Annotated in this window: 21 protein-coding genes and 2 pseudogenes; 3 read left to right on the top strand and 20 right to left on the bottom strand. The window is 41.4% G+C overall.

What is annotated here, in order from left to right:
* From O3629_RS06460 to O3629_RS06430, 7 genes are all read right to left on the bottom strand, one after another.
* Positions 1-570 (bottom strand): HD domain-containing protein, encoded by a 570-nt coding sequence (locus tag O3629_RS06460; protein WP_049473960.1) that lies wholly within the window; start codon positions 568-570, stop codon positions 1-3.
* A 26-nt stretch (positions 571-596) separates the two neighbouring features.
* Positions 597-1,559, bottom strand: coding sequence for a hypothetical protein (locus tag O3629_RS06455; RefSeq protein WP_371608928.1), 963 nt, complete (start codon positions 1,557-1,559; stop codon positions 597-599).
* A 20-nt stretch (positions 1,560-1,579) separates the two neighbouring features.
* On the bottom strand, positions 1,580-2,272 hold the full coding sequence (locus O3629_RS06450; RefSeq protein WP_049473962.1) for a DUF443 family protein: 693 nt from the start codon (positions 2,270-2,272) through the stop codon (positions 1,580-1,582).
* 24 nt (positions 2,273-2,296) lie between these two features.
* Entirely contained in the window at positions 2,297-2,974 is a 678-nt protein-coding gene (locus tag O3629_RS06445; RefSeq protein WP_371608927.1) for a DUF443 family protein, read from the bottom strand.
* A 72-nt stretch (positions 2,975-3,046) separates the two neighbouring features.
* Positions 3,047-3,703, bottom strand: a complete 657-nt coding sequence (locus tag O3629_RS06440; RefSeq protein WP_371608926.1) for a DUF443 family protein — start codon at positions 3,701-3,703, stop codon at positions 3,047-3,049.
* A 69-nt stretch (positions 3,704-3,772) separates the two neighbouring features.
* Positions 3,773-4,735: a hypothetical protein gene (locus O3629_RS06435; RefSeq protein WP_247919639.1), complete on the bottom strand. Its 963-nt coding sequence runs from the start codon at positions 4,733-4,735 to the stop codon at positions 3,773-3,775.
* 114 nt (positions 4,736-4,849) lie between these two features.
* Positions 4,850-5,419 carry a TetR/AcrR family transcriptional regulator gene (locus tag O3629_RS06430; protein WP_371608925.1) on the bottom strand — a complete coding sequence of 190 codons (570 nt, stop codon included), beginning with the start codon at positions 5,417-5,419 and terminating at the stop codon, positions 4,850-4,852.
* Between the two features lie 129 nt (positions 5,420-5,548).
* Between O3629_RS06430 and O3629_RS06425 the strand changes: the two genes are divergently transcribed.
* Entirely contained in the window at positions 5,549-6,391 is an 843-nt protein-coding gene (locus O3629_RS06425; protein ID WP_371608924.1) for a DegV family protein, read from the top strand.
* Between the two features lie 193 nt (positions 6,392-6,584).
* Here the strand turns inward: O3629_RS06425 and O3629_RS06420 are convergent, their stop codons facing one another.
* From O3629_RS06420 to O3629_RS06410, 3 genes are read right to left on the bottom strand one after another with little or no spacing between them, the layout of a single operon-like run.
* On the bottom strand, positions 6,585-8,231 hold the full coding sequence (locus O3629_RS06420; protein WP_371608923.1) for a hypothetical protein: 1,647 nt from the start codon (positions 8,229-8,231) through the stop codon (positions 6,585-6,587).
* Entirely contained in the window at positions 8,221-8,964 is a 744-nt protein-coding gene (locus O3629_RS06415; RefSeq protein WP_371608922.1) for an ABC transporter ATP-binding protein, read from the bottom strand. The genes O3629_RS06420 and O3629_RS06415 overlap by 11 nt, the downstream gene beginning before the upstream one ends.
* Before the next feature lie 38 nt (positions 8,965-9,002).
* On the bottom strand, positions 9,003-10,634 hold the full coding sequence (locus tag O3629_RS06410) for a M20/M25/M40 family metallo-hydrolase (RefSeq protein WP_371608929.1): 1,632 nt from the start codon (positions 10,632-10,634) through the stop codon (positions 9,003-9,005).
* Between the two features lie 208 nt (positions 10,635-10,842).
* Between O3629_RS06410 and O3629_RS06405 the strand changes: the two genes are divergently transcribed.
* Entirely contained in the window at positions 10,843-12,324 is a 1,482-nt protein-coding gene (locus tag O3629_RS06405; protein ID WP_371608921.1) for an alpha-amylase, read from the top strand.
* A gap of 403 nt (positions 12,325-12,727) precedes the next feature.
* Here the strand turns inward: O3629_RS06405 and trxA are convergent, their stop codons facing one another.
* From trxA to O3629_RS06380, 5 genes and pseudogenes are all read right to left on the bottom strand, one after another.
* Positions 12,728-13,042 (bottom strand): thioredoxin, encoded by a 315-nt coding sequence (trxA, locus tag O3629_RS06400; protein WP_049483759.1) that lies wholly within the window; start codon positions 13,040-13,042, stop codon positions 12,728-12,730.
* Positions 13,043-13,139: 97 nt separating this feature from the next.
* The gene (locus tag O3629_RS06395; protein ID WP_371608920.1) at positions 13,140-16,169 is read right to left on the bottom strand and encodes a CocE/NonD family hydrolase; all 3,030 of its coding nucleotides are present in this window, start codon (positions 16,167-16,169) and stop codon (positions 13,140-13,142) included.
* Between the two features lie 119 nt (positions 16,170-16,288).
* Entirely contained in the window at positions 16,289-18,274 is a 1,986-nt protein-coding gene (locus O3629_RS06390) for a peptide ABC transporter substrate-binding protein (RefSeq protein WP_045759588.1), read from the bottom strand.
* A gap of 395 nt (positions 18,275-18,669) precedes the next feature.
* Positions 18,670-19,707: a M42 family metallopeptidase gene (locus O3629_RS06385; protein WP_371608919.1), complete on the bottom strand. Its 1,038-nt coding sequence runs from the start codon at positions 19,705-19,707 to the stop codon at positions 18,670-18,672.
* 550 nt (positions 19,708-20,257) lie between these two features.
* Positions 20,258-20,464: pseudogene (locus O3629_RS06380) on the bottom strand (IS3 family transposase); the annotation flags it as partial.
* A gap of 381 nt (positions 20,465-20,845) precedes the next feature.
* Here O3629_RS06380 and gshAB point away from each other — a divergent pair.
* Complete coding sequence (gshAB, locus tag O3629_RS06375) at positions 20,846-23,110, top strand: bifunctional glutamate--cysteine ligase GshA/glutathione synthetase GshB (protein ID WP_195424527.1); 2,265 nt, start codon at positions 20,846-20,848, stop codon at positions 23,108-23,110.
* 120 nt (positions 23,111-23,230) lie between these two features.
* Here the strand turns inward: gshAB and O3629_RS06370 are convergent.
* The 5 genes and pseudogenes from O3629_RS06370 to O3629_RS06350 form a co-directional block, all read right to left on the bottom strand.
* A pseudogene (locus tag O3629_RS06370) lies at positions 23,231-23,614 on the bottom strand (transposase); the annotation flags it as partial.
* 227 nt (positions 23,615-23,841) lie between these two features.
* Entirely contained in the window at positions 23,842-24,264 is a 423-nt protein-coding gene (locus O3629_RS06365; protein WP_223141783.1) for a hypothetical protein, read from the bottom strand.
* A gap of 12 nt (positions 24,265-24,276) precedes the next feature.
* Positions 24,277-24,699 carry a hypothetical protein gene (locus tag O3629_RS06360; protein ID WP_223141782.1) on the bottom strand — a complete coding sequence of 141 codons (423 nt, stop codon included), beginning with the start codon at positions 24,697-24,699 and terminating at the stop codon, positions 24,277-24,279.
* 129 nt (positions 24,700-24,828) lie between these two features.
* Positions 24,829-25,083 (bottom strand): hypothetical protein, encoded by a 255-nt coding sequence (locus tag O3629_RS06355; protein ID WP_223141781.1) that lies wholly within the window; start codon positions 25,081-25,083, stop codon positions 24,829-24,831.
* A gap of 261 nt (positions 25,084-25,344) precedes the next feature.
* Positions 25,345-25,728, bottom strand: coding sequence for a barstar family protein (locus O3629_RS06350; protein WP_371608918.1), 384 nt, complete (start codon positions 25,726-25,728; stop codon positions 25,345-25,347).
* Positions 25,729-25,744: the final 16 nt, after the last annotated feature.

Below are 25,744 nucleotides of genomic sequence, written 5' to 3'. Positions count from 1 at the left end.
TTAGAGTTCCTTTTCTAGTTCATTTAGAAAGATGATTAAAAATTGATGGCGACTTTCTGCCATTTGTTTGGCAGTCTCCGTGTTCATTTCATCTTTTAAGAGAAGCAACTTGTCATGGAAATGTTGGACAGTATCAGTAAGGGACCTCCCTTTGTGGCCACCATAGGAAAAAGTTCGCGCAATTCCTACAGCTCCTATCGCATCTAGGCGGTCTGCATCCTGGACAATCTTGCCTTCTAAGGTTTCTGGATGTTTCCCACGATTTTTGCTGAAAGAAACAGCATTGATAACCCGACAAATCTGGTCAATTTGGTCTTGAGGAATACCGATCTCTTCTAGAAACATGCGAGCATTTGCATTATTCTCTGTTTGAAACAATTTATCATCATCAGCATCGTGAAGAAGGGCTGACAAGCCCACTATCTCCAGATCACATGGACCTTCTGCTTGTGCGATTCTCATCGCATTGGTATAGACTCGGAGGGTATGCTCTACATCATGGCCATCCGCTCGATCAGCAAATAAGATTTTAACATACTGCTTAGCAGCTTGGATTCGTTCTTCGATCATCGTTCTTGTCCTTTGTATTTCTTACTTCAATCAATCTCATTATATATCTTACGCGCCTTCTCCAGATCGTAATAGTGATCTAATTCTTCTTTAGTTTGTGTTGTATGGACTTGTCCATCCTTTGAAAGCTCAGCCGGAATCGTAGCATCTCTATAGAGATTTACACCCTTCTTCATAAAGAGTTCAAATACAGCAATACTTCTTGCATATTGATCCGCACTATTCTGGGGCTTTATTACTATGACTTTAGTATCTTTTTGTTTTAAGAGTTGATAGGCCTTGGAAGATTTCTTAAATTGCGTTTTTGAGAGATCCTTGGGATCAATCGAAAACCAATTTTTAAAAAAATTCAATTCTTCAATACTGCTCTTCTCACGATCAATTGGTACATTGAAATCTGGAATCGGTTTTCTTTGGTGATCATTCTCTAAGGTCTCATTTCTTTCCAGTTTACGAGTGTCTAGATTCAAGTACATCATTTTTCGAACTGAGTTATCTTTGGTACTGCGAATTTGTAAGGAAACCAACTCACGTCCATTCCATGAATACACTGAGCCTAATTCTGTAGGAATATAATCCGGATCAAATTGTTCAACAACTTTAAACAAATCAATCTCTTTCTCTTCTTTCAATCGTTCTCCATTAACCTTGTAGACACTAACAGTCCAATATTCATCCTTTTCTGGAGGAGTTGTACGATAGTAAAAATTTTCTCTAAATTTCACATTCATATGCAAAATATGCTTTGAACCGACTCTGACAGGATCAAAATAATAATAAGACCCATATTCCCTCATCAAGCGATCTTCCTTGGGATCCGTTGATTTCCAGTGAGTAATAATGCCCGCACCATCCGCAATCATCTCATAGTCATCAATTTTCGCTTTTCCACTATAATCCTGAAATTGCTTGTAATAACTCTCAGTTGAAAAACGGATATAAAGCCAAATCCCACCAATGAGCGAGAGCAAAACCAGTAAGGCTAGCATCATTTTTTTCTTTGTCATTTTCACGATTTAAACAGATCCTTTCTAGGAGATTTAATTTTCACTTTGTAATCCACCACTGGTGAAAAAAATAGTATATTACCAAAAAACATGAAGAGCGATAAAAATATCAACAAAGCTACATGAAGGATAAAGTTTGGAGCAATATTACTAAATATTGCACAAGATGAAAATACAACCAATCCAGCAAAAATAGTTGGAGCCATCATTGATAATAATCGATGCTTTCTATCATTTGTGACGAGGTATACCTTTATAGGGTGGTTGCTATTAACAATGTTAGGCATCGGTTTCCGAATGCTTATCCATATCCGAATCCCTATTACAAGGCTATATACTAGAAGCAAGATTCCCAGATTTAGCACATGCGAAGAAAAATAGAGATACTTTTCAATAGGAAAGGCTTTCGATAACAGCACGGCAGTTGTACCCATACCGAAAGCTGAAGCAAGACCTTTCTTCTGAGTATCCTTTTTATTGAGAACTTTAGAAAGATCCGAGGGAGCTAGAGTCTGCACTTCTTCCTTAGTTAAAGGATAGGCTCGATGAGGGATGAAGCTTAAAATCCATGGAAAGAAATAGCTAATGAGAAAGGGACGATCGGCATCGACTAAATAAGACTCACCATCCATTTGTAATATCCGGTAACGAAGATTGATTTTTGATAATTGTTCAATTTTTGCTTTTTTTAGCATGCAAAGTTCCTTTTAATTTTCTTTCTAAACAGATTTATCCTCATCCACTGCTTCCAGTCTCTCAAATTCAACACGCCCTTTCTCATATGCATATTCAAATAGAATACTACCTGACTCTATCCAAATACAAAGATAAGCCAACATGCCATTGATATAAAGAAAACAAGCTTCAGTTCCATCATGAGTATTCATATAGAATCCAAACACAATAAAAATTGGAATAAGAAAAACATAAGCATGAAATTGTCGTTGCTTCTTTACATTTCGAAAGACGATCTTATATTTTGGACGATTGGGTGTAAGGCGTCTAGCAATTTCCTTTCGAGATCTCCAGAGGATGAATCTATAAATGACAAAAGCTATCAGAAATGACATTAGAAATAACAAGATTTTTAAATAGAGATTCTGACTAATGCTATAATATCTAAAAATTCCAGCCCCTATTCTATATAGTACCGAACTAAGTGCAATTCCAATACCTACCGCTATCGAATGGCTACCTTCCGGAGCCATTTTAATCTTTTTGTCAAAGTTTCTATTTGAATCCTCTAACTCTATGATATCCAACTTGAACTCCTTAGGAGCAAATCCCCAATAGTAACGTTTAGATGTCATAGAATTTGAATCTAAAACATACCTTTTTCCATTCATTTCAAGGATGCCAAAATAATAGACATCCAAGGCTCTAAAATCAACTTCCATTTATTTTATTTCATCACTTTCTGAATTAATGGTATTTGCCAATTAAGTAACTTCTACGATATCACAAAACTTCTACTGTTCTTCTATTTTTTCAAGAACAATTTGACCTTGCTTGTAGGGATAAGCAATTGGGTAACTTCCTAGAGTAAACATGAAAAAGAATAAGGATACGATTCCATTGATTACCAAAAAAGCTCCTTCTGTTCCATTATTCAAACCAATAAAGAAAAGTAAACAACTGAAAATTGCTCCAACTAAAGGATATACTCCTCCGTTACTTTTCTTAATAGTTGTAAAGGTAACTGTGTATTTACGGCTGTTTTTAGGAATCCATTTATCAGCTTTTTTATGGGCCACCTTTAATGAAATCAGAATGGCAAAATAAGAAATCAGCATTGAAATTGCAAAGAGCAATAACTTTAATAACACTTGCTCACTAAGATTGTTTTGAATAAAAAGCAGCTTTAGAACATCATAACCAACTTTGACAATTGGTTGGACAATGATGGCTGCCATTGTCGTACTGACAGGTGTTGTAGGCTTAATTTCGAAATGATTGTTATTCTTTTCGATCTCCACCATATCCACTGTAATCGTATCTGTTTTAATTCCCCAGTAGTAACTCTTAGGACTCATTGTACTCGTATCCATGATATACTTTTTCGATTCTTGATCTATCTGGACAATCTGAAAACAGGTCATATTTGAATTTTTAAATTTTAGTTCCATTTGTTTACTCATTTTTATTTTTAATATTTTCAACGTAACTTTTTCTTTTCATAATATTTCTTACCCTTTCTACTCTGGATGATTAGCAGACCAAACCTGCAGTTCATCGTAGGATTTTATTTGTGTTTTCTCACCAGTCTTTGGATCCGTCGCATAGACCTCTAACACATCCTGCCCCTTTGGTGCAAACCAATGAAGAACTGTATCAAACCACTCTTTGGTTGAGTACTGTTTAGGTCTCATATATAAACGAGCTAAATTCTTTATATCCTTAGCCATTTCCGGATAGTCTTGTGCAAAATTTGTATTGGAAATATCTATCTTTTCACGATCTTCTTTTGAAAGTAAGGTATCAATATAACCAGCTGTGAATTTCAAATGGTACTTCTCTTGCATAGCTTGTCGAATGTTATTATATACATTCCCCTTTGACAATTCCTGCTCAGCGACAGAAAAAGTTGATTTCCCATAATCCTCAAAATTTTCAAGATCTTCAATTTTTTGATTCGAAATATCAACTATGATTTTTCTACTATCATTATTTCCAACTTTATACAAAGTTACCGGTATATAATCCTTGTTATCTGCATAATACTGATTGATATCGTATGCGCCTCGATACTCTTTTTTCCCTAATAATTGATATAGTTCTGTCTTTTTACTTGGGAAGCCAGCAGCATTCAAATCATAAGAAATAATATTAAAATACTCGTCTTTTGCAATTTTAGGTGAGCCATTTTTCTCTCTATCAATCATACTTTCATTGATCTGTTTTTGATGGACATCCAAAACCGAAATATAATCTTGACCAAATGCTATCCCACCTATCCCATCTTTTTGCGCAACAAATACAAATTTATTGTCATCAAAAACATGAATTGTTGGTTTCTTAGTTTTCGCATCTATATATTTCTGCTTAGTTTCTTGCTGACTCGTTTTTCCATGCTTTTGAACTTGCTTCCACATGTAGAAAGAGCCTATACTTACTAAAAGGACTAGCACTCCTACTACTTTCTTTTTCACTCGTTTCATTTCAACCTCCACGCTCCTAGTTAACTCCTACCATGATACCGAAATTTTGCGACTGGGGCAACTTCCTCACTAGTTGGAAATAGTTACAAGAAAAAAACCACCTCTCGGTGGTGTTTACTTTTTCTTTTGTGGAAAGAGGGGCAGACCAAGGGTCGCGATCTTCTCAGCGGGGATCTTCATGCCATCCTTGATCCATTTGGAGATGACAGAGACAATGGCTGAGCTCCAGAAGGAATTGAGGTAGCTACCAGCGCCATTCGAGGAGCTGCCATTTTGTTTTTCTAAAAAATCATAGACTGCCTTGGTCAAGAGCCGCTCGAAATTATAATCAATGGCTAGACTGATGATCTTGGCTTCTTTCTTGACTTCCTTAAAGAGGTAGACCCAAACTTGGTAGAGGTCTGTCTTGAGGTTGTAGCCATCTAAAGACTTGGTAATCTTTGCGATACTAGATTGAAAGATGGACTCTAGAATCTCTTCCTTGGAGTCATAATTACGGTAAAAAGCTGCTCGAGAGACACCTGCACGCTGAACCAGCTCAGAGATAGTGATCTTTTTCAGATCTTTTTTCTCCAACAATTGCAGGAGAGAGATTTCGATGGATTCTCGTGTAATCGCATTGTTTTCTTGGTTAAATCGTTTGAGATTTTCCAAGGACTTCTCGGATATTTTTCTTTCTGCCATAACATTTACTTTCTATCTGTCTCACCTGATGATATCTGCTTGGATAGCATTGCACTTCATGATATAATTGTAAAAGAAGACAAACTACTTGTCAATGTACATTTTTATACAATTATGAGGTATGAACTGATGAAATGGAAAATTATTGCGGATTCAGGCTGTGACTACCGCTCTTTGGACAACCTGGCACCAGATACGGAGTTTGTCAGTGTCCCACTGACCATCCAAGTGGGTGATACCATCTATACAGATGATGCCCAACTCAATATCGATCAGATGATGGGGGAGATGTATGCGACTGCGACTGCATCTAAGTCTGCCTGCCCAAGTCCGGATGATTATATGAAGTCTTTTGAAGGGGCGGATAATATCTTCGTTGTTACCATCACAGGGACACTTTCTGGTAGTTATAATAGTGCCGAGGTGGCCAAGAAAATTTATCTGGAAGAGCATCCGAATACCAATATTCACGTCATTAATAGCTTGTCAGCTGGGGGCGAGGTGGACCTAATCGTTCGCAAGCTTAATCAGTTGGTCACTGAAGGACTCGATTTTGATCAAGTGGTTGATGTGATCACTACTTATCAGTCTAAAACCAAATTGCTCTTTGTTTTGGCTAAGGTCGATAATCTGGTCAAAAATGGGCGTCTCAGCAAATTGATCGGAACGGTTGTCGGGCTCCTCAATATCCGTATGGTTGGGGAAGCTAGTAAGACGGGTACCCTCGAGTTGCTTCAAAAAGCACGGGGCCAAAAGAAAGCGATCAAGGCTGCTTTTGATGAATTAATCAAGGCAGGCTATAATGGCGGGCATATTACCATCGCCCACTGCAACAATGAAAAATTTATCGAGCAATTCTCTGAATTGGTTCGAGAAAAATTTGCCCGTGCAAAAATCGAAGTCCTTCCTACTTCTGGACTTTGTAGTTTCTATGCCGAAGAAGGCGGGCTCCTCATGGGCTATGAGATTTAAGTTACCACTAAAAAGAGGCTAGGACAAAAGTCCTAGCCTCTCAATTATTTTTGGATTGTCGAGCAAGGCGCAGTGGTTGAGTGGGCTTTACTATGCTGATTTCATCAGCTTTACAGCCCTACTCAACTGTGCGGAGATGGGACGACGAAATCGAATTCTAACGAATGACCGATTTCTGTCCTACTCTCTCTTTTTATTCTCCGATCTCTTGGTAGAGACTGCGGATTTTTTTGCGGTAGATGGTAGAACTGATCCCAGCTCCGATTAGCAGGATGACACTATAAAGGATCACAGCCAGCAGGGTGCTGACGGAATGATAGGTCCAAATGAAGCTAACAATGATCAAGAGAAACATCACAAAGATAAAGACAATCAAGAGGATAGACTGAAGAACTGCATTCCCACGATGACGGGTCATCAACTCTGTGATATTGGTCCAATTGGTGCTAAAGTTCTGAAAATCTTTGACATAGTCTCGGATGCAGATCGGAATGGTTGTTACGACCCAGATCAGCAACATGGCTAGGATGGCTAAGGGATGGACGCCAAAATAGAGACAAACGCCAACTAGAAGTATGACAGGAAGGATGGATTGCACCAGATAGAGCAACCAAAACTTCATGAAGAGATAGCGTTTGAAATCAATAGGGAGGGATCTCAAGTACTCAAAGTTTTCGCGCTCTAGCGAAATACCGATACTGGTTAAGCCTCCAAAACTATTGAAAACACCGATCAAGATGGCAACAAGGGTCAGTGGCACCAGATACTGGGGCGTCAGGTAAGGACTGAGGCCTCCTATATTTTTCGATGCTCCTGCTGCTCCACTGAGGAGGAAAATATAAGGCAGAATGCTCATCATCAAGAGGACTTGCACCATAAGGGTCCCATCGCTCAAGAGTCTGCGATGATACTGAATGACAAATTGTCTAAAGGAGTCTTTCTGACCCACATGGATGGCTTTCACGCGCTCTTTGACGGTTTGGTTGGTCGCAACTGCAAGGGCTGCATCATAGAACTGCGGGATCACGATTTTGCGAACCAGGCCAATCAAGACCAGAAGGACCAGGATCCATCCTAAGAGGCCTAGAATCGCTTCTCCATCAAAAGGATGGAGAATGAACTGATGAAAGGCCGTAAAAGGTGGAAATAGAATGGGAATATCTGCGCCACCCGACACTTCTACCCGATGGGTTTGGACTAGATTCAGATAGAGATAAGCTCCTAGACTCAGAAGAGAACCAATTCCGACCATGATGTTGGAGACCAGGGTCGTGTGTTTTTTGAAAAAGAGGGTCTTAGTGATCAGATGGGATAGGATGATCGTCGATAAAAAGAGAACGCCTAAGAGAATTAAGGCACAAAAGAGCCCTAGCAGGATCCCTAACGGATTGAAGCCGCCTGCTTGCACAGGCAGGATCAGAAAATAGCTGACCAAGGGAAGGATAGCCATGAGAAGGGTCAGGATGACCGAGATACTCTTTCCAGCAATGACTTCCGCATCTGAGAAAGCATAGGGCCGGTAAAACTGGAGGTCCTTGCTTTCATAAAAGACATTGTAAAAGCTCATAAAGCCTTGGGAAATGGTCATCAAGGAAAAGAGGGCGACCATATTGACAAAGAAGGCTGGTTGATGGACAAAATCATAGATGCTAAAGAGCAAGCCAAATATGAGGAAATAGACCAATCCTAAAAAGAGATAGTTGAGCACCGATTTGCGGGCAACATTGAGTTTGATGTCTGGTTTTTTGGCCTGTTTGGCACGTAATTTTGCGATCTGAGCGGGCTGACTGGCATAGATGATATTAACATTGACCAGCTGCCGGATGATCTTAAGACGCATGATCGCCACCTTCTTCCTTCCGACCCGCTAGACTGAGATAGATACTTTCCAGACTTTCTTCGGGATGTTGGCCCTTCAATTCCTCGATCGTCCCATAGAAAATGAGATTACCCTTTTTGAGAATGGCGATTTTATCACAGAGTTGTTCAGCAACCTCTAAGACGTGGGTAGAGAAAATAACCGTCTTGCCGCGATCCGCATGCTGGCGCATCATTTGTTTTAAATCGTAAGAAGCCTGTGGGTCCAAACCGGTCATCGGTTCGTCCAAGACCCAGATATCTGGATCTGACAAGAGGGCTGCAATGACGAAGACCTTCTGGCGCATCCCATGTGAAAAGGATTCAATCACTTCATAGCGGTGGCTCTGAAAATCAAAGATCCTAAGAAGCTCCTCTAAGCGTTGGTCACAGTCTTTCTGACTCATATCATAAGAGGTCGCAACCAACTCCCAGAATTCATTGGCTGTGAGACGCAAGAAAAGATCTGGCGAATCTGCCACATAACCGATCTTCTTTTTGATCGCCAGCCGATGGCTATAGAGGTCCTGACCATCCACTTCAATGGATCCAGTGGTTGGGGTGATGACACTGACCAAGCTCTTAATCGTCGTTGACTTTCCAGCTCCGTTATGGCCAATCAGTCCGACAATTTGCCCATCTTCGATGGTCAGATCCAAGTGGTTAAGGGCAATGTGCCCATCGTAATCTTTGGTAACTCCGTGAAATGTAATCATGTTAACTCCCTAATTGATCCTCGTTGGGACCGTTTTTCTTATTCTGTTGATAAGCGATCATCGAAATGGTAGAGCAATTCTAGCAGATAGTTTGGAATGGTCTCCAAGAAGTCTTCTTTGTAGACCCGCTCTCCTCGCTTATGCAATTCTTTACCCCATGGTCCTAGATTAACTGCTGGAACCTGAATGTGAGCAATTTTTTCCAGATCCAGATCATAGACCTGGGCTGGTGTGGCTAGGCTATCCAAGACGACTTGATAAGAGGCCACATCCTTTTCCAAGGCACAATAACTGGTGTCGTTAATCCCCATAAAGTATTCTTCGACTTTTAAGAGGTAACCTCTTGTGTCCAGATACTCGCGGTAATCAGTGATGAGGGACACAATATTGAAATCGGTATTGTCTAAAAAGCGGCAATTCATGGAAGGATAATATGGGGGCGCAAAACCGATGACCACCATAGGATCCTTATCTCCGAGAAACTCAAGGAGTCGCTGGATTTGCTGAATCGCAAGGCTCTGGTAGCTGGTCCCATTACGAAAATCTTGCTCCGCTTTTTTATTAGAAGCTTCTCTAAAGTCTTGGTAGCCCTCTAAGGCTTGGCAACGTTCCTCTAGTTCTTGATAGGTGATGACTCTTGGCCTTGCAATCATATGGTCTTGGCCTGCCTGATCCTGCAAGTGCTCGTACTTCTTGTAAAAGGCGTCCAAGGCCTCCTGACTAAGCTCATAAATCCGCTGTAGGAGCTCTTGGGGTGTTTTCTTCAAATGCAACACACTGAAATAACCAGCCGCATAGAGCACGGTCGATACATCGTACTGCTCCTTCAAATCTCTGAGATAGGACCAAGAAGGAAGAGGAGACGTTTCTCCCAAGGCCTGATCTGCCAGATCGGGATGAAGATCCAGCTGGCTTGCAATGGCTACTAAGAGGGACAAGGCATTGATCCCTTTAAGAGGTTCCTTCATATGGGACAAGACACCTTGCGCCACAACGACTGGCATTAGTTTACCGACTGTACCGATGTGAAGAACCTTTTCTTTTCCTAATTCTGATTCAAAGGGCTCTGAATCCACTGCTAATACATAATCCAGATCAAAGGTTTCCTGTAAATCAGTGAGGAGGCCCAAGGCTCCCCGCATCCCACGGGAATAGGATTCCTCATCTCCAACAGAGAGATAGAGCAGGTTGACCTGACCTCCTGAGGGATCCGCCGCATAGGATTCTAGAACCCCTAATTGAAGGGCCAAAGCTGCTTTCATATCGCAAGACCCTCTGCCAAATTTCCACTCCCCAGAAGCTAAATCTTCCTGCATATCGGGTCGCCTATCCAATGTTTTCAAGGCTGCTGCTACTTTATCAGAATCGAGCGCGATTTCTGACAAATGTCCATAGTCTTCAAGATCGACTGTATCATGGTGGTGAAACAGGATAAGAGTTTTTTTCTTGCCTTTATCGACCAAGGCCCAATTGACCGACCGATGCAAGTGATCCTGTGGCACCTGATAGCGCCCAAAGTGGTCCGGATGTTCCTTAAAATAGGGAATCTGGGCAAGCCGTTGATCCAGGTAGGTTTCGATTCCTTGTTCGGTCTCAGTATTGGTGAAGCTTGGGATTGCCAAGGCTTGGGTAAAAATCGTTTCGATGCTCTCTCTATTGGTGGTTTTCACTTTCAAACCAATCCTCCTTTGATATGATCAAACTATAAAATGAATAGAAATATATGTACCAGACTGATATTTCTACGTAAATAAAATGCTACTTTTTATATTCTCACTTCATTTCTTTCATGTATGCGATTTCTTTTCTAGAAAGGGCTTGCTTCCAGCGCAAACGTTTGTCGCATCCAACTATTTTTGGTAAAATAGGGACATTCACATGAAAGAAGAAATAAAAATGGAAAATCAAACCTTAATGCAATATTTTGAGTGGTATTTGCCCGCTGATGGGAACCACTGGTCGCGTCTTGCTGAAGATGCGCAACACTTAGCAGACTTGGGTATTCGCAAGGTCTGGATGCCGCCTGCCTTTAAAGCTACTTCTAACAATGACGTTGGGTACGGAGTCTATGACCTCTTTGATTTGGGCGAGTTCGATCAAAAAGGAACAGTTCGTACCAAATACGGTTTCAAAGACGATTATCTTCAAGCCATTCAAGCCCTCAAAGATGCAGGGATTCAACCAATGGCCGATGTCGTTCTCAACCATAAAGCTGCTGCCGATGGCTTAGAGGAATTCGAGGTCGTTGAGGTGGATCCAATGGATCGAAACAAGGTCCTCACTGAGCCCTTCACCATTCAAGGATGGACCAAATTCACCTTTGATGGCCGAAATGGCGCCTATAATGACTTCCACTGGCATTGGTACCATTTCACCGGTACGGACTACGATGCTTCACGTAATAAAAGTGGGATCTACCAAATCCAAGGGGACAACAAAGGTTGGGCTCATGGAGATCTGGTTGACAAGGAAAACGGAAACTACGATTACCTCATGTATGCCGATATCGATTTCAAACATCCAGAGGTTGTAGAAAATCTCGACCAATGGGCTGAATGGTTTATCGAAACAACAGGGGTTGAGGGCTTCCGTCTAGATGCAGTCAAGCACATTGACTCCTTCTTTATGAAGAATTTCATCCACAATATCACCAAAAAATATGGAGAAGATTTCTACGTCTTTGGCGAATTTTGGAATGGGGACACAGAAACCAACGATGAGTACTTAGAAAGCATTGACTACTTGTATGACTTGATCGATGTGGCCCTCCACCAAAATCTCTTCCGAGCTAGTCAAGAAGGTGAAAATTTCGACCTGCGAACTATTTTTAACGGAACACTAGCACAGAATCATCCTGAAGAAGCCGTAACCTTTGTGGACAACCATGATACCCAACGAGGGCAAGCCTTGGAATCTACCATTGAAGAATGGTTTAAGCCTGCAGCCTATGCCTTGATCTTACTTCGTGAAGCTGGTTTGCCTTGTGTCTTCTATGGAGACTACTACGGGATCGAGGGCAAATTTGCGCAAGAAAGTTTCCAAGAGGTCCTCGATCGCCTCTTATGGGTTCGTAAAGATCTGGCCTATGGGGAACAAACGGACTACTTCGATGATCCTAATTGCATCGGTTGGACACGTTCAGGTACAGAAGAATCAGCACCAATCGCCTGCTTAGTTTCGAATAACCAAGCTGCTACAAAAGTCATGGAGATCGGCTCATCCTACGCAGGTCTCACCTACTATGATATCTTAGAAAATTGTAGCGAAACTGTCCAAGTTCAAGAAGACGGTACTGCCGAATTCCCAGTGGCAGAGCGCTCTGTCAGCGTCTGGGTAGCCCAAGATACAGAGGGCCAATAACCAATAAATGTAATTTTCTCCTAGGATCTATATGTTCCTAGGAGAATTTTTTCTGTAAAAATTTTATAGGAAACACAGCTTCATTTTAGCATTATAAGAAAGCGCTGTCAATGGGTATCACGCCTATTTGAAAGAAATAAAGAGTATCAAAAAAAAGCTGGAAAAAATTATCCAGCCTTCGATGTTTGATAGAAATAACTGTATGACGCAGTGGTTGATTGGTATCTTCGTTCGCTTATTAAGCTCCGAAGATACCTAATGAGGGAAACAAAGTTTCCTTTATCCACAACCTTCAACAGTCTCCCAGACTGTTGAAGCTATACGGGGGTGGGAAAATTGAAAAGGTTTGGGGAACCTTTTCAACTTTTTTTATTTTACGGAGTTCTTTCCCACTCCCTTCTTTTTAACTCAATTCTGCAATGATTTCTTTCAATTGGGCTTTCGTATGAACTCCAGCCACTTGTTTGACAACTTGTCCATCTTTTTTAAAGAGAAGAGTTGGAATCGACATGATACCGAATTGACGCGCTGTATTTGGATTTTCATCGACATCCATCTTACAGATTTTCAAATCATCTTCATGTACTTCTTCTGCCAACTGATCCAAGATTGGAGCTTGCATGCGGCATGGACCGCACCAAGTTGCCCAAAAGTCAATCAAGACAAGGCCTTGGCTGGTTTCTTGTTCAAAAGTTGCATCTGTGATTATGTGTGCCATATTTCCTCCTTTTTCAGTAGTGACTACTGATTCTGCATTTCTACTTTTATTTTACACTAAAAGATGCCATTTTAGAAATATTTGCTACGGGGAGTCCTTAGGCATCTTCTCTCTTTTTGCGCCAAAAGATGAGGCTAGAAGCTGTTAGGCTAATCACCCCTAAGAGACCCAGAGAATGGTCTTTGCTCCCTGTTTGAGGAAGCGTATGATCTGCTTTCTCCCCTCCCACTACAAGAGTTGCAGCTTGAGGATCTTCTGCCAATCCTTGTGAAACAAATTGAGGTCCATAAGATACAGCTAGTGTATGAAGAGAGTGCTCTTGTCTTGCTGATCCTATTTGCATCTGCTCTGCTTTTTCAGGAAGAGTTTGGCTTGGTTGGACAAAGGATTCTGGGCTTGGAAGCCTATATTCTTCCTTGTAGTGCACTTCTGGAGCGACTAGAGCAGCACCTTCAACTTCTGGTAAATTCGCATAGTCTGTATCTGTTGCACTTGGTACATAAGCTGCCTTTTGGGCGCGGGTCTTTTCAACAATTGGAATCGCCGCCTGGATAGAATCTGTCTTAAAGGTCACTTCATATGGATGCTCCACCGTTAAATCAGATGGGTCATAGGTGTTGAAAACAAGTGCTAACTTGTGACCTTTCTTAACCGTATAGAGATTTGGTTGGAGATAGACCGTATAATCGTGGTATTCTCCAACTTTTGGCTCAATGCTAGCGCGTGAGCTTGCTGAATCGTAGCCAGACTCAGGGTTCGCAAGGTTGATCCAGCCTTTTGCAATCACCTTGTACTTGGTCTTGATGGTTTCGTATTCGGCAACAGATAGGTTGCTTAAATTGCTTCCCATCCAGAAACCGTCTGCTGTTTTATCTTGCTTGACGCTACCATTTCCTACCACGTCAAAGTCCTCATCTGCCACGTCTACTAAGAGGGCGTTAATTTGGAAATTCTTTCCTTGACCCTTGGCCAGAGCTGCCTTGAAATGGACAGGGATGTGGCCCTTGATCGTAGTGTCCTCAGTAACATCAGAAACGAAGGTTAGATTGGCCTTAGAGGAGGCTTTGCTGACTGTTTCATTACGTTTAGCGATCTCAACACCTGCAGCCGCATAATCACTAGAAATGGTTTCTTCTAGACGTTTCGAGCTTGCATGTAAGAAGAGACGTTGACTGCTCTTCCAGTTATCATAGCTGGTCCACTTGCTTGGATCATAGTTGTTTTGAGCTAGGACCGCTGGCAAGCTTTCGACGTGATTGTCCACTCCGTAGAGGTAATGGGTCAGCCAGGTATTGAGCAGGTCATAGAAGTCCTGACCATTGGCGGTGATGCCGTATCCCCGTGACATAGCTGCTGGATAGACGTGATCTCCTTGGTGAAGATAAAGCTTGACATCTTGTCCTGCTTTCTTGAGGGCATCGTACATGAGTTCAAAGTGTTTGGTCTTGACATTGTCATCATTCAAGCCATGGACGATCAGGGCACTGGTCTTGAGATTTTCTGGATGAAGGGTATAATCCCGCTCCTTCCAGACATCGCTGTAGTTACGATCATGGGCGTACTGGTCCTTGTTCAGTTGGTTGATGTAGTTGGAATAGTTTTGCCAAATCCCTGCCCAGTCGTCTTGGTCCAGCATCCGCGTGCTAACGTAGAGGGAGAGCCATGAAAGATCACTATAAGGCGCATTGCCAAACTGGGTTCCTTGGCTATTGAAATAATCATACCAAGAGGCAATCCCTGCTGCTGGAACGATGGTCTTTAGGCCTTCTACGCCTGTCGCTGCCACACCAAAGGTCGTGGTTCCAGCCCAGGAGAGACCTGTCATAGCGACATTGCCTGTTGCCCAGTCGGCCTTGATTTCGACATTGCTGGTCTTATCGGTGTAGGCCTTGCGTTTGCCATTAACCCATTCGATGATATTCTTGAAGGCATTGATTTCGAGATCAGACCCCGTCGTGTTAAATCCTTCTGATCCCTTGGTACCAAGTCCGGCGCTAGAGATAAAGGCATAGCCTCTGACCAAGAAATAGTCGTACCAGTTCAGATCTTCGTAGTCATAGATATACTCGTAGGGACTGTAGTAATACCAATCCGATGCCTTGGCTTTTTTGGCTGCTTCTACTGTTGTTTCACTGCTTACTGGCTGTCTCTTTGCAGGTTGGCTGTGCAGTTTCTTCATGTCATAGCTACCGTCCGTTGGAAGCCCCAAACTTTCGAGGGTCACGTAGTTTTCATCAAGCGTCCCCGCTACGTAAGGGCGCGCTTCCAGAATAGTGGCTGCCTTAAAATCACCTTGCGCGACTGCTCTTGGCAACTGCACAATGGCTTTGACCAAGTCTGGCTTGCCGTCGGCATCGGTGTCGTAGTCCGTTTCAACATAGACTGGGAAGCGGACAATTTGGCTGTCCTCATATTTGTAGTCTTCATCAGCTTTTTCTCCCGTTGTATAAGAGAAAATAGGCTGGGCCCGACCATTTAGAAAGAGAGGGCTTTTCTTTTCAGATCGATAAGCATCATAGAGTTTCTTAGCTGTCTCATACATCTTGGTCAACTCTGGCTGACTGACCTTGCGGGTCAGATCTTCTGATTTTTCAATCAAGCCCAAACTCTTGGCAAAGCGTTCCCGATCTGCTTGGCTTTGGCCCAATTGGCTTGGATCCGTTGCTGCCCATTGAAGCAAGCCATTAACAGCATCTTGCACTGTCAACTCTTTAGAGGTCTGATCCGCTGCAAGGGTCGAACCTGTGACCTTTGCCAAATCCTGACTTGTTGCCGGTGCCTCTGAAGTAGGAGTGTATTGAGGTGCAGCTTCCCTGTTTGTTGCTGCTGGAGTTGCTACTGGAACAGTAGGCTCACTTTGTCTTGAGTGTTCTTCTGTAGCAGGGGCTACTTGATTGACACCTGCCACCCGATCCAGCGATGCCTCACTTGTGCTTGCGCTTTCTTCACTAGAGCTAGTACTTGTGTCACGTGCTGTCGGTGTTGCTTCAGTAGATGGAGCATGGACCACTTCTGTCGATGGTGCTAACTCTTCTGTCTGCTCATCTGCTGCTGCTACTTGGTGCAAAACCATTGGCGCGATCAGTAAGCTCGATGCGACAATGGAAACCATTGTTTTCTTTTTCATGTCAGTCTCCTAACTTTTTGTAATCAACACTCCCATTATACTATGTAAGCGTTTTAATATCAAACAGATATTCATCTGATCCACAAAAAAACCGAGGCATCAGCCTCGGTTATCGCTCCTTATTTAACGTGTTTCTTAAGATCTTCTTGTGCTTTTTTATTTGACTCTGCTTGTTCTTTTTGCCATTTTTCAAGGGCTTTGTTGTAATCAGCACTTGTCACAGCTTTGTCTTGGAGTTTCATTCCTTTGTAGATCACGTGGTCTTTTCCTTTACCACCAGTCCATGCAAATGGAGCTGAGAATGGTTCGATACGTGTCAAGAATGGACGTCCAGTTGATGAAGAAGTTGGCATAACAAGGGCGCTATCAGTCAACCAAGCTTGCGCAGCCGCATATTTTTCATAGCGTTTGTTGACGTCTTGTGTTTCTGCACCAGCATCTTTGATCATCTTTTCAAAGTCGTACAGACCAACTTTTTTAGCTGCTTCATTGTTTTCACTTGGGTCAAATCCAAGGAAAGTCTTAGTATTTTCACCAGATGAAGCTTTCAAGATATCCATGTAAGTTGATGGGTCTTGGTAGTCAGGGCTCCATCCAACATTATCAGAGAGATCCCAGTCTTCGCCAGCCGCATTTGGCGCAAAGAGGGTCACATTTTGAAGGTCTTCTTTCGAAAGCATTTGGATATCGATGACGACATTTTCTTTACCAAGCGCTTCTTCAACTGATTGTTTGAAAGATTGCACCCGTTGAACTCTTGATGGAGTCGTTTGGTCCACAGGCATATCGATGTGAATTGGGAATTTCACACCTTCTGCTTCCAAGGCCGTCTTCGCTTTTGCAAACTCTTCCTTCGCTTTCTTCGCATCGAAGAGACCGTTTTGACCATCATCTAGTTTAGTAGATTTCCACTCATCTCCATAGGTATCCAATTGTGTTTTCACCATTTCACCGAAGGTCTTGCCATCAGCTTGGACAAATGTTGGTGGAATGTAGAGGTTACGGATGATCTTACTTGCTCCGTCTTTTCCGTTCAATTGAGCAGCATAAGCTTCACGGTTGAAGGCAAAGCTGATCGCTTGACGGAAGTCCTTGTTCAAGAGGGCTTTCTTAGTAGATTGTTTTTCTTCATCGGTCTTCTTAGCAGTGTGTTTGTAAGATTGACGGTCGATGTTGGTACCAATGACGTAAGAAGCGGCGTCTTGAGGAGTGTAGGTGATTTCGTCTTTAAATTCTTTGGCTTGCTCTGAGTAACCAGATCCAGTTGGGAAGAGTTTTGCCAAGCTAAGAGCATTTTCACCGAATGATTTCGCCAATTTACTTTGGTCTTGTCCATCGTAGAATTCCAATTTTACATCTGAGATGTAGACCTTGTCTTTATCCCAGTAGTTTTCATTCTTGGTCATTTCGATAGAAGATTTTGAAGTAAAGCTCTTCAAGATGTAAGGACCATTGTAAAGAAGAGAGCTAGTATCACTTGCTTGAGCGAATTTATCCCCTTTTGATTTCACGAATTTTTCGTTGACAGGGAAAGTGATCCCAAGAGTCAATTTAGAGTTCCAGTAAGATTCTGGTTGGTTCAAAGTGATTTGAAGGGTATGATCATCAACTGCTTTTACTCCTACAGCTGAGAAATCTTTATTTTTACCACTAACGTAGTCATTCAAGCCTTTGATAGAATCTTGGATGATGTAGAGCATTTCTGATTTGTTATCAGCCGCATATTTGATCCCTGTGACGAAATCTTTAGCTGTTACATCCGCATACTCTTCGCCTTCTGAATCATACCATTTAGCATCATCACGAAGTTTATAAGTATAAGTCAAGCCATCTTGCGAAACTGTCCAATCTTTTGCAAGAGATGGAATCAAGTTCCCGTATTTATCATTTTCAAACAAACCATCAATCAAGTTTCCAGTGATATCGTGGGTTGCTGCTTTACCAGATGTGATATAGTTTAGGTTTTCTGGCTCAGTCTCATAGACATATGAGAATTTTTGGCCGTTGCTTGAGCTAGATGATTTAGAACCTCCAGAACAAGCTGCTAGGATACCTGCTGAAAGGAGGGCAACTCCCGCAAGTGCAATGACATTTCTTTTTTTCATGTAAAACTCCTTAAGAAATTTTAAGTTTATTTTAAGATTATACCACAAAGATTTTCAGAAGAAAAGGAATTTTCAGAAAATTTTAGTCTTTTAAAAAACTACTCCGGAGAGTAGTTCTGAATAGAATCAAATCCTTTTAAAATCAAGTGACATAGCGATTTATAATAATTGAAATAATTGATTTTAGACCCAAACAAAAGTATAACGAAACTTTCCGCTGTGAGATAGGTGCCTGAAACACATTTGTTTCAGGCACTCGGGAGTTTTGAAACTTTAGGTTCAAAACTAAGTCATGGAACTTCGTAGAAGTTCGCTGACGTCCGTACTCACCTAAGGAAAGTTTCTAAAACAACTCTCTCTTCAGTCTAAACCACTACGTAATATAGTTGTTATTTTTAATCTACTAATTCGCTCTTGAGGTAGGCATCGACCATGCGCTCTGTTGCGACTACAGAATCCAAGTGGGTCCGCTCATATGAGTGGCTAGATTCGATCCCTGCCCCGAGAAGAGCGTGTTTCACTTCTGCTCCTGCGCTCATGGCTGCAGAGGCATCTGATCCATAGAAAGGATAGATGTCCAACTTATAAGGGATTTCTTGGGCTTTTGCCAAGGCTACCAAATGCTGACGGAACTCGTAGTGATACGGTCCTGAAGCGTCTTTGACACAGATGGATACCGTGTATTCATCCGTCGCTTGGTCGTCTCCCATAGCTCCCATGTCCACTGCCAAGTATTCGACTACTTCAGCCGGAATACTTGAATTAGCCCCATGCCCCACTTCTTCAAAGACTGAAAAGGCAAAGGTGGTCGTTACTGGCAATTGGATCTTCTCTTCCTTGTACACGCGCAGAAGATTCAAGAGAATCGCCGCACTCACCTTGTCATCTAAGTGGCGAGATTTGATAAAGCCAGTATCTGTCACAATGGTCCGGGGATCAAAGCTGACAAAGTCACCCACTTCAATGCCAAGGGCACGGGTTTCTTTTTCATTGGTCACTTTTTCATCCAGACGGACTTCCATATTGTCCTGAGTCCGCTCGACAGTTCCCGCATCCTTGTAGACGTGGCAAGAAGTCTGATGGACCAAAATTGTCCCCGAATGGGTCTTTCCTGTATTGGCTACATGGACTGTACAATTTTCCCCTTCAATCATATTCCAAGGGAAACCACCGATACGGTCTAGCTTGAGGCGGCCATCTGCTTTCACCGCGCGGACAATAGCTCCCAAGGTATCCACATGGGCTGTGACATAGCGTTGCTTGTCTGTGATCACACCAGGCACGGTCACATTCACCCCACCCTTAGCAGTCCGAGTTACTTCGTACCCAAAGCCTTCAATGGTTTTGACCAAGTAGTCTGCGATCTCACGTGTATAACCGGTCGGGGAAGGAATGGCTGTCAATTCCTGCAAATAAGTCACTGTCTGATTCATAATGCCTCCAAATGTGTTTTTCTTTATTCTAGCATGAAATAGGTGGAATAGCTAGAGGAGAGGTTACAGGTTGGAGTTTTTCAACTCTTCCCGTATTTGCATTAGGAGAAAGCCAGAGTTCTATTTATATTTTCAACACATTTTGGGAGAGATTCATTTAGTGCACCTAAAATAAAAAAAGAAACTTGTCCACAACTAACGGTGTCTAAACAAGTTCCACGCAGGCTATTTCAATGGTGATACATAATTATCAGGATAAAATATGATGTAATTTTTGACAATATCTGTTAGACTATCTTCAGTTATGTTTCTCCACTTATGGAGATAGAAGGTTTCAGACTTGAGAACAGAGTGAAACCATTCGATACAGCCATTATCTGCTATTTCGCCTCTTTTCTGAGAATTCTTACACTCCTGTTTCCAGCGATAAAGGTGGAGCGTTTGACGCCGAAACATTCTAAAATAATCGATACAGGGCACGTTTTCTTATACTCTTCTACTAGCTTGATAAGACTTACTTTGTCGATTCTCTTATCAAGTTCTGATACTTTTTTAGTAATTCTACCTGCAAACGTAACTGTTCCACTTCAGATAACTGTTTCATCCCATTACCATAAGTATATTGTTTCCCCACGGGTTGTTGGAAACGGTACAATTCATCATTCTGATACCATCGCTACCAGGTCTTGGCCTGACTAGCATTTTTGATGCTGAGGGTATCCATGATAACTTTATTTGATTTGCCTGCCTTCTTCATTTCGATACAGGCTAGCTTAGTTTCTACTGAATATGCTTTTTGACCATAACAAAACACCCCTGTTTCTAGTTTACCAGAATTCAACAGGAGTGTTTTCTTGTGTCTCATTTTATGGGTGCAGTGCCGACCCTAGGGATTCTTTCGTTCTCATATATACGTCATTAGTATAGGCTAATTTGATTTAAATTCCAAGAGAAATAACATTTTACATAAAAATCAGTGGGTATTTTACAATTTTTGCATATAATAGAGCTAAAAAACAATTGGTTTTAAGAATTCTTATCTGAAACATTCGGAAATTCCCCTTAACCGTAGCGGAAAGTTGTTTTCTTCTCCTATTTATAATAGACTATCACTAACATTAGATGAAAAGGTGACTCTATGACTATAAATCAACTGCTTCAAAAGCTGGAGCCTACTAGCCCTATCCTTCAAGCTAACTTTGGAATTGAACGCGAAAGTCTTCGTGTCGATAGACAGGGAAAATTAGCACATACGCCTCACCCTTCATGGCTAGGAGCTCGAAGTTTCCACCCTTATATTCAAACAGATTTTTGTGAGTTTCAGATGGAACTCATCACACCAGTTGCTAAATCTACCACTGAGGCTCGTCGATTTCTTGGAGCCATTACCGATGTAGCTGGACGTTCCATCAGTAAAGATGAACTTCTCTGGCCCTTGTCCATGCCTCCTCGTATCAACGCCCAAGAAATCCAAGTTGCCCAACTGGAAAATGAATTTGAACGCTATTATCGTAACTACCTGGCCGAAAAATACGGAACTAAACTACAAGCTATCTCAGGTATCCACTATAATATGGAACTAGGGAAAGATTTGGTTGAGGCCCTATTCCAAGAAAGTAATCAGACCGATATAATTGCCTTCAAAAACGCCCTCTATCTTAAGCTGGCTCAAAACTACTTGCGCTACCGTTGGGTGATTACCTATCTTTTTGGGGCTGCACCTGTTGCTGAGCAAGGCTTCTTCGACCAAGAAGTGCCTGAACTCGTGCGTTCCTTCCGAAACAGCGACCATGGTTATGTCAATAAGGAAGAAATACAAGTATCTTTTGCAAGCCTAGAAGACTATGTCTCTGCCATCGAAAACTATATCGAACAAGGTGATTTGATTGCGGAAAAGGAATTTTACTCGGCTGTTCGTTTCCGTGGACAAAAGGTTAATCGCTCCTTCCTTGACAAGGGAATCACCTACCTGGAATTCCGTAACTTCGACCTCAACCCCTTTGAGCGTATCGGTATTAGCCAAACTACCATGGATACCGTACACCTACTCCTTCTAGCCTTCCTCTGGCTGGATGCCCCTGAAAATGTTGATCAGGCTCTGGCTCAAGGTCACGCGCTGAATGAAAAAATTGCCCTCTCTCATCCTTTAGAACCTCTACCTTCTGAAGCTGAAACTCAGAACATTACGACAGCTCTAGACCAACTGGTGCAACATTTTGGGCTTGGTGACTATCATCAAGGTCTGGTCAAACAAGTTAAAGATGCCTTTGCAGATTCCAGTCAGACACTAGCTGCTCAACTTCTTCCTCATATCAAAGACAAGTCCCTTTCTGACTTTGCCCTTGACAAGGCGCTTGCCTATCATGATTACGACTGGACTGCCCACTATGCCCTTAAGGGTTATGAGGAGATGGAACTTTCTACCCAGATGCTGCTCTTTGATGCCATTCAAAAAGGGCTTCATTTTGAAATCCTAGATGAGCAGGATCAATTCCTTAAACTCTGGCATAAAGATCATGTTGAGTACGTCAAAAATGGTAACATGACCTCAAAAGACAACTATGTAGTTCCTCTTGCCATGGCTAATAAAACCGTGACCAAAAAAATCCTGGCTGATGCTGGCTTCCCTGTCCCTGCCGGCGACGAATTTACCAGTCTAGAACAAGGTCTAGCCTACTATCCTCTTATCAAGGGCAAGCAAATTGTGGTTAAACCAAAATCAACCAACTTCGGTCTGGGCATTTCCATTTTCCAAGAGCCTGCCAGCCTTGATAACTATAAGAAAGCTCTCGAGATTGCCTTTGCAGAAGATACAGCTGTTCTTGTTGAAGAATTTATCCCAGGAACCGAATACCGTTTCTTCATTCTGGACGGGCGTTGTGAGTCTGTCCTCCTTCGTGTCGCTGCTAATGTTGTCGGTGATGGCAAACACACCATTCGTGAATTAGTCGCTCAGAAAAATGCCAATCCATTGCGAGGCCGTGACCACCGCTCACCTCTGGAAATCATTAAGCTAGGAGACATCGAACAATTGATGTTGACTCAGCAAGGTTATGCACCTGATGATATTCTCCCAGAAGGGAAAAAGGTCAATCTCCGCCGTAACTCCAACATTTCTACGGGTGGTGACTCTATTGATGTCACTGAGACAATAGATTCCTCTTACCAAGAATTGGCAGCAGCTATGGCAACTAGCATGGGGGCCTGGGCTTGCGGGGTTGACCTCATCATTCCAGATAAAACTCAGCCTGCTAGCAAGGAAAAACCTCATTTCACTTGTATCGAGCTCAACTTCAATCCCGCTATGTATATTCACACCTATTGTGCTGAAGGTCCTGGACAAGCTATCACTCCAAAAATTCTAGACAAGCTTTTTCCAGAAGTTGCCACAAGTCAAACCTAAAACCTAATTCTTAGGAACAAACAAATCACCTTTATCTCGATGATATGATACCTCTTAAGTAGACAAGGTAAATACCTAAAATCTACGGCTCTTTGTCAACTTTAGTGGGTTGAAGAAAAGCTAAGCTCGAGAAAGGACAAATTTCGTCCTTTCTTTTTTGATATTCAGAGCGATGAAAATTCGCTTCTTGAAGTTTTCAAAGTTCCGAAAACCAAAGGCATTGCGTTTGATAAGTTTGATGAGATTATTAGTCGCTTCCAATTTTGCGTTGGAATAGGATAACTGAAGGTCATTGATGATTTTCCCTTTGTCCTTTAGAAATGTTTTAAAGACAGTCTGAAAAAGAGAATGAACCTTCTTTATATTGTCTTCAATGAGTCCAAAAAATTTCTCTGGTTCCTTATTCTGAAAGTGAAAAAGCAAGAGCTGATAGAGATTATAGTGGTATTTCAAGTCTTCTGAATAGCTCAAAAGCTTGTCTAGGATTTCTTTATTGCCTAAATTGTCAAATTAAGTTAGACTTTTCAAGTAACTCAGAAAAACTTGGTAGGGTGATTGAAATAGTTCTAATGGTAATTCATAGACTACCCTCTGTTCAGCTATTCCCACTTCATCTGTAACAAAAAAATATTTCTCATGATGTCGCCAAACATGTTGACCATAACCTTTTATTTCCTCAAACTTACTAACTTCTTCTCATTGTAGTCTTGTTGGTTTCATTTATACATTCCTTACTTTAGTGGCGATACATAATCATCTGGAAGTTTGCCTCTCCAGTCAATCCACATTTGCTCAGCAAGGGGAATTAATCTTTCAAGCTCTTCCTGAGTAAATAATTCTCTAGTTTCAGGTATATCAATTAATGATGTTGGACTCTCTTCTATGAATCGTTTCTCACTAGCTTTCTTTTCTTCTTCCGTCGGTGGCCAACAGTCATTTTGAACTTTCCAGGAAACTTCTTGGAACGTTCTCTCTCCACTCTCTAATAGAGCAAATAATTCTTGTGGGAGTTCATAGATTACTAACCAAGAAGCTACGGTGCCTTCTTCTAAAACTAAATAATACTTGTCCTCATTTTTCCAGATTGACTTCCCGTATCCTTCTACTTCTTCAAACTTGATAACATCTTCCCATTCTAGTTTTGTTGGTTTCATTTTATACCTTCCTTATTTAAGTGGTGACACATAATCATTTGGAAGTTCTCCTTCAGATTCAATCCACTGCTTCTCAGCAACCGGAATCAACTCTTCAAGTTCTTCCTTAGAGAACAGTTTCCTATTTTTGGGGACATCTATCAAAGAAGCTGGATATTTACTTATAAATTTTCTTCTAGACTCTTTTCTCTCTTCTTCCGTCGGTGGCCAACGATCATTCTGAACTTTCCAGGAAACTTCTTGGAGCGTTCTATCTCCACTCTCTAATAGAGCAAATAATTCTTGTGGGAGTTCATAGATTACTAACCAAGAAGCTACGGTGCCTTCTTCTAAAACTAAATAATATTTGTCCTCATTTTTCCGAATGGATTTTCCATAGCCTTCAATTTCCTCAAATTGGGTAACATCTTCCCATTCAAGTTTTGTTGGTTTCATTTTATACCTTCCTTACTTAAGCGGCGATACATAATCATCTGGAAGTTTACCTTCAGATTCGATCCACTGTTTCTCAGCAATTGGAATCAATTCTTAGTTTCGTTATCAAATCAATTAATCTATTGTCCATCAATTCTCTTTTTTTAACTCTTTCTCTAATTGTTTTAAGACTACAAAAATTTCACTTTTATAATCCATTGTTTCATCTACAAATCTTCTTGCTAAACTAAAAAAACTAATGTCATCGATATTTTCTCCTCTTCCTATACGCTTAGTTACGCTATATATATCCTGTATAATTCCCGGGTATAACTTCTGACTTGGATATTCTAAGTCAATTAAATCTTGTAATTTGTCTGTATACTTCATATATTTATTTTTCATAATTCAAAACCTCAATTTGGCGCAACTCGCATATCCACTATCCAGTCTAATATCCATGGATTTGGTAATAAAACTTGATCAGCTTCTCTGTATATTTGCTCATCATATGCTACCGTATTCTATTAAATATTTGATAGTGATCCTCAATAAACCAAATTGAACCATCATCACAAATGACTGTTCGTTCAGGGCCCCGAGATTTATCTTTTTGATAAAGATTATGTTACCTTAAAGCAGCTCCATAAAAATTTGTACCATTTTTTAATTTTCCACTATGTAAACTTGAAAACTCTTGACCTTACCGCCAACAACATGTTTTTCAACATCACTTTCCCACCAAGGAAGAACATCTTCTTCCAAAATTTCCAAAAATAAGTCTTTAGAAGATAAGTCGTCTTTTAATAAACTATCATCATTTTCAAAAATAAAGGTGCATGTTTCGGCTTTTATCCATGAGAGGTCCGTTAGCCAATCCGTAATAGACGACCAATTATTCGCATCGGGAAGGCCGACAATTTTTTCAAGAAAATGAAATAACTCTTCTTTGTTTTGGATCTGCTTCCCATCAAAAATTGCCACAAAGCCACTAAAAGGCAATCGATCTTGCATTTCAATCTTTGTAATGTAATGAATTCTAGTTTTCACGATTTCATACCTCTCA

Origin of the sequence: Streptococcus sp. 27098_8_12 (assembly GCF_041432115.1) — a bacterium.
Lineage (GTDB): Bacteria > Bacillota > Bacilli > Lactobacillales > Streptococcaceae > Streptococcus > Streptococcus parasanguinis_V.
This window is presented reverse-complemented; position numbering and strand designations above follow the sequence as displayed.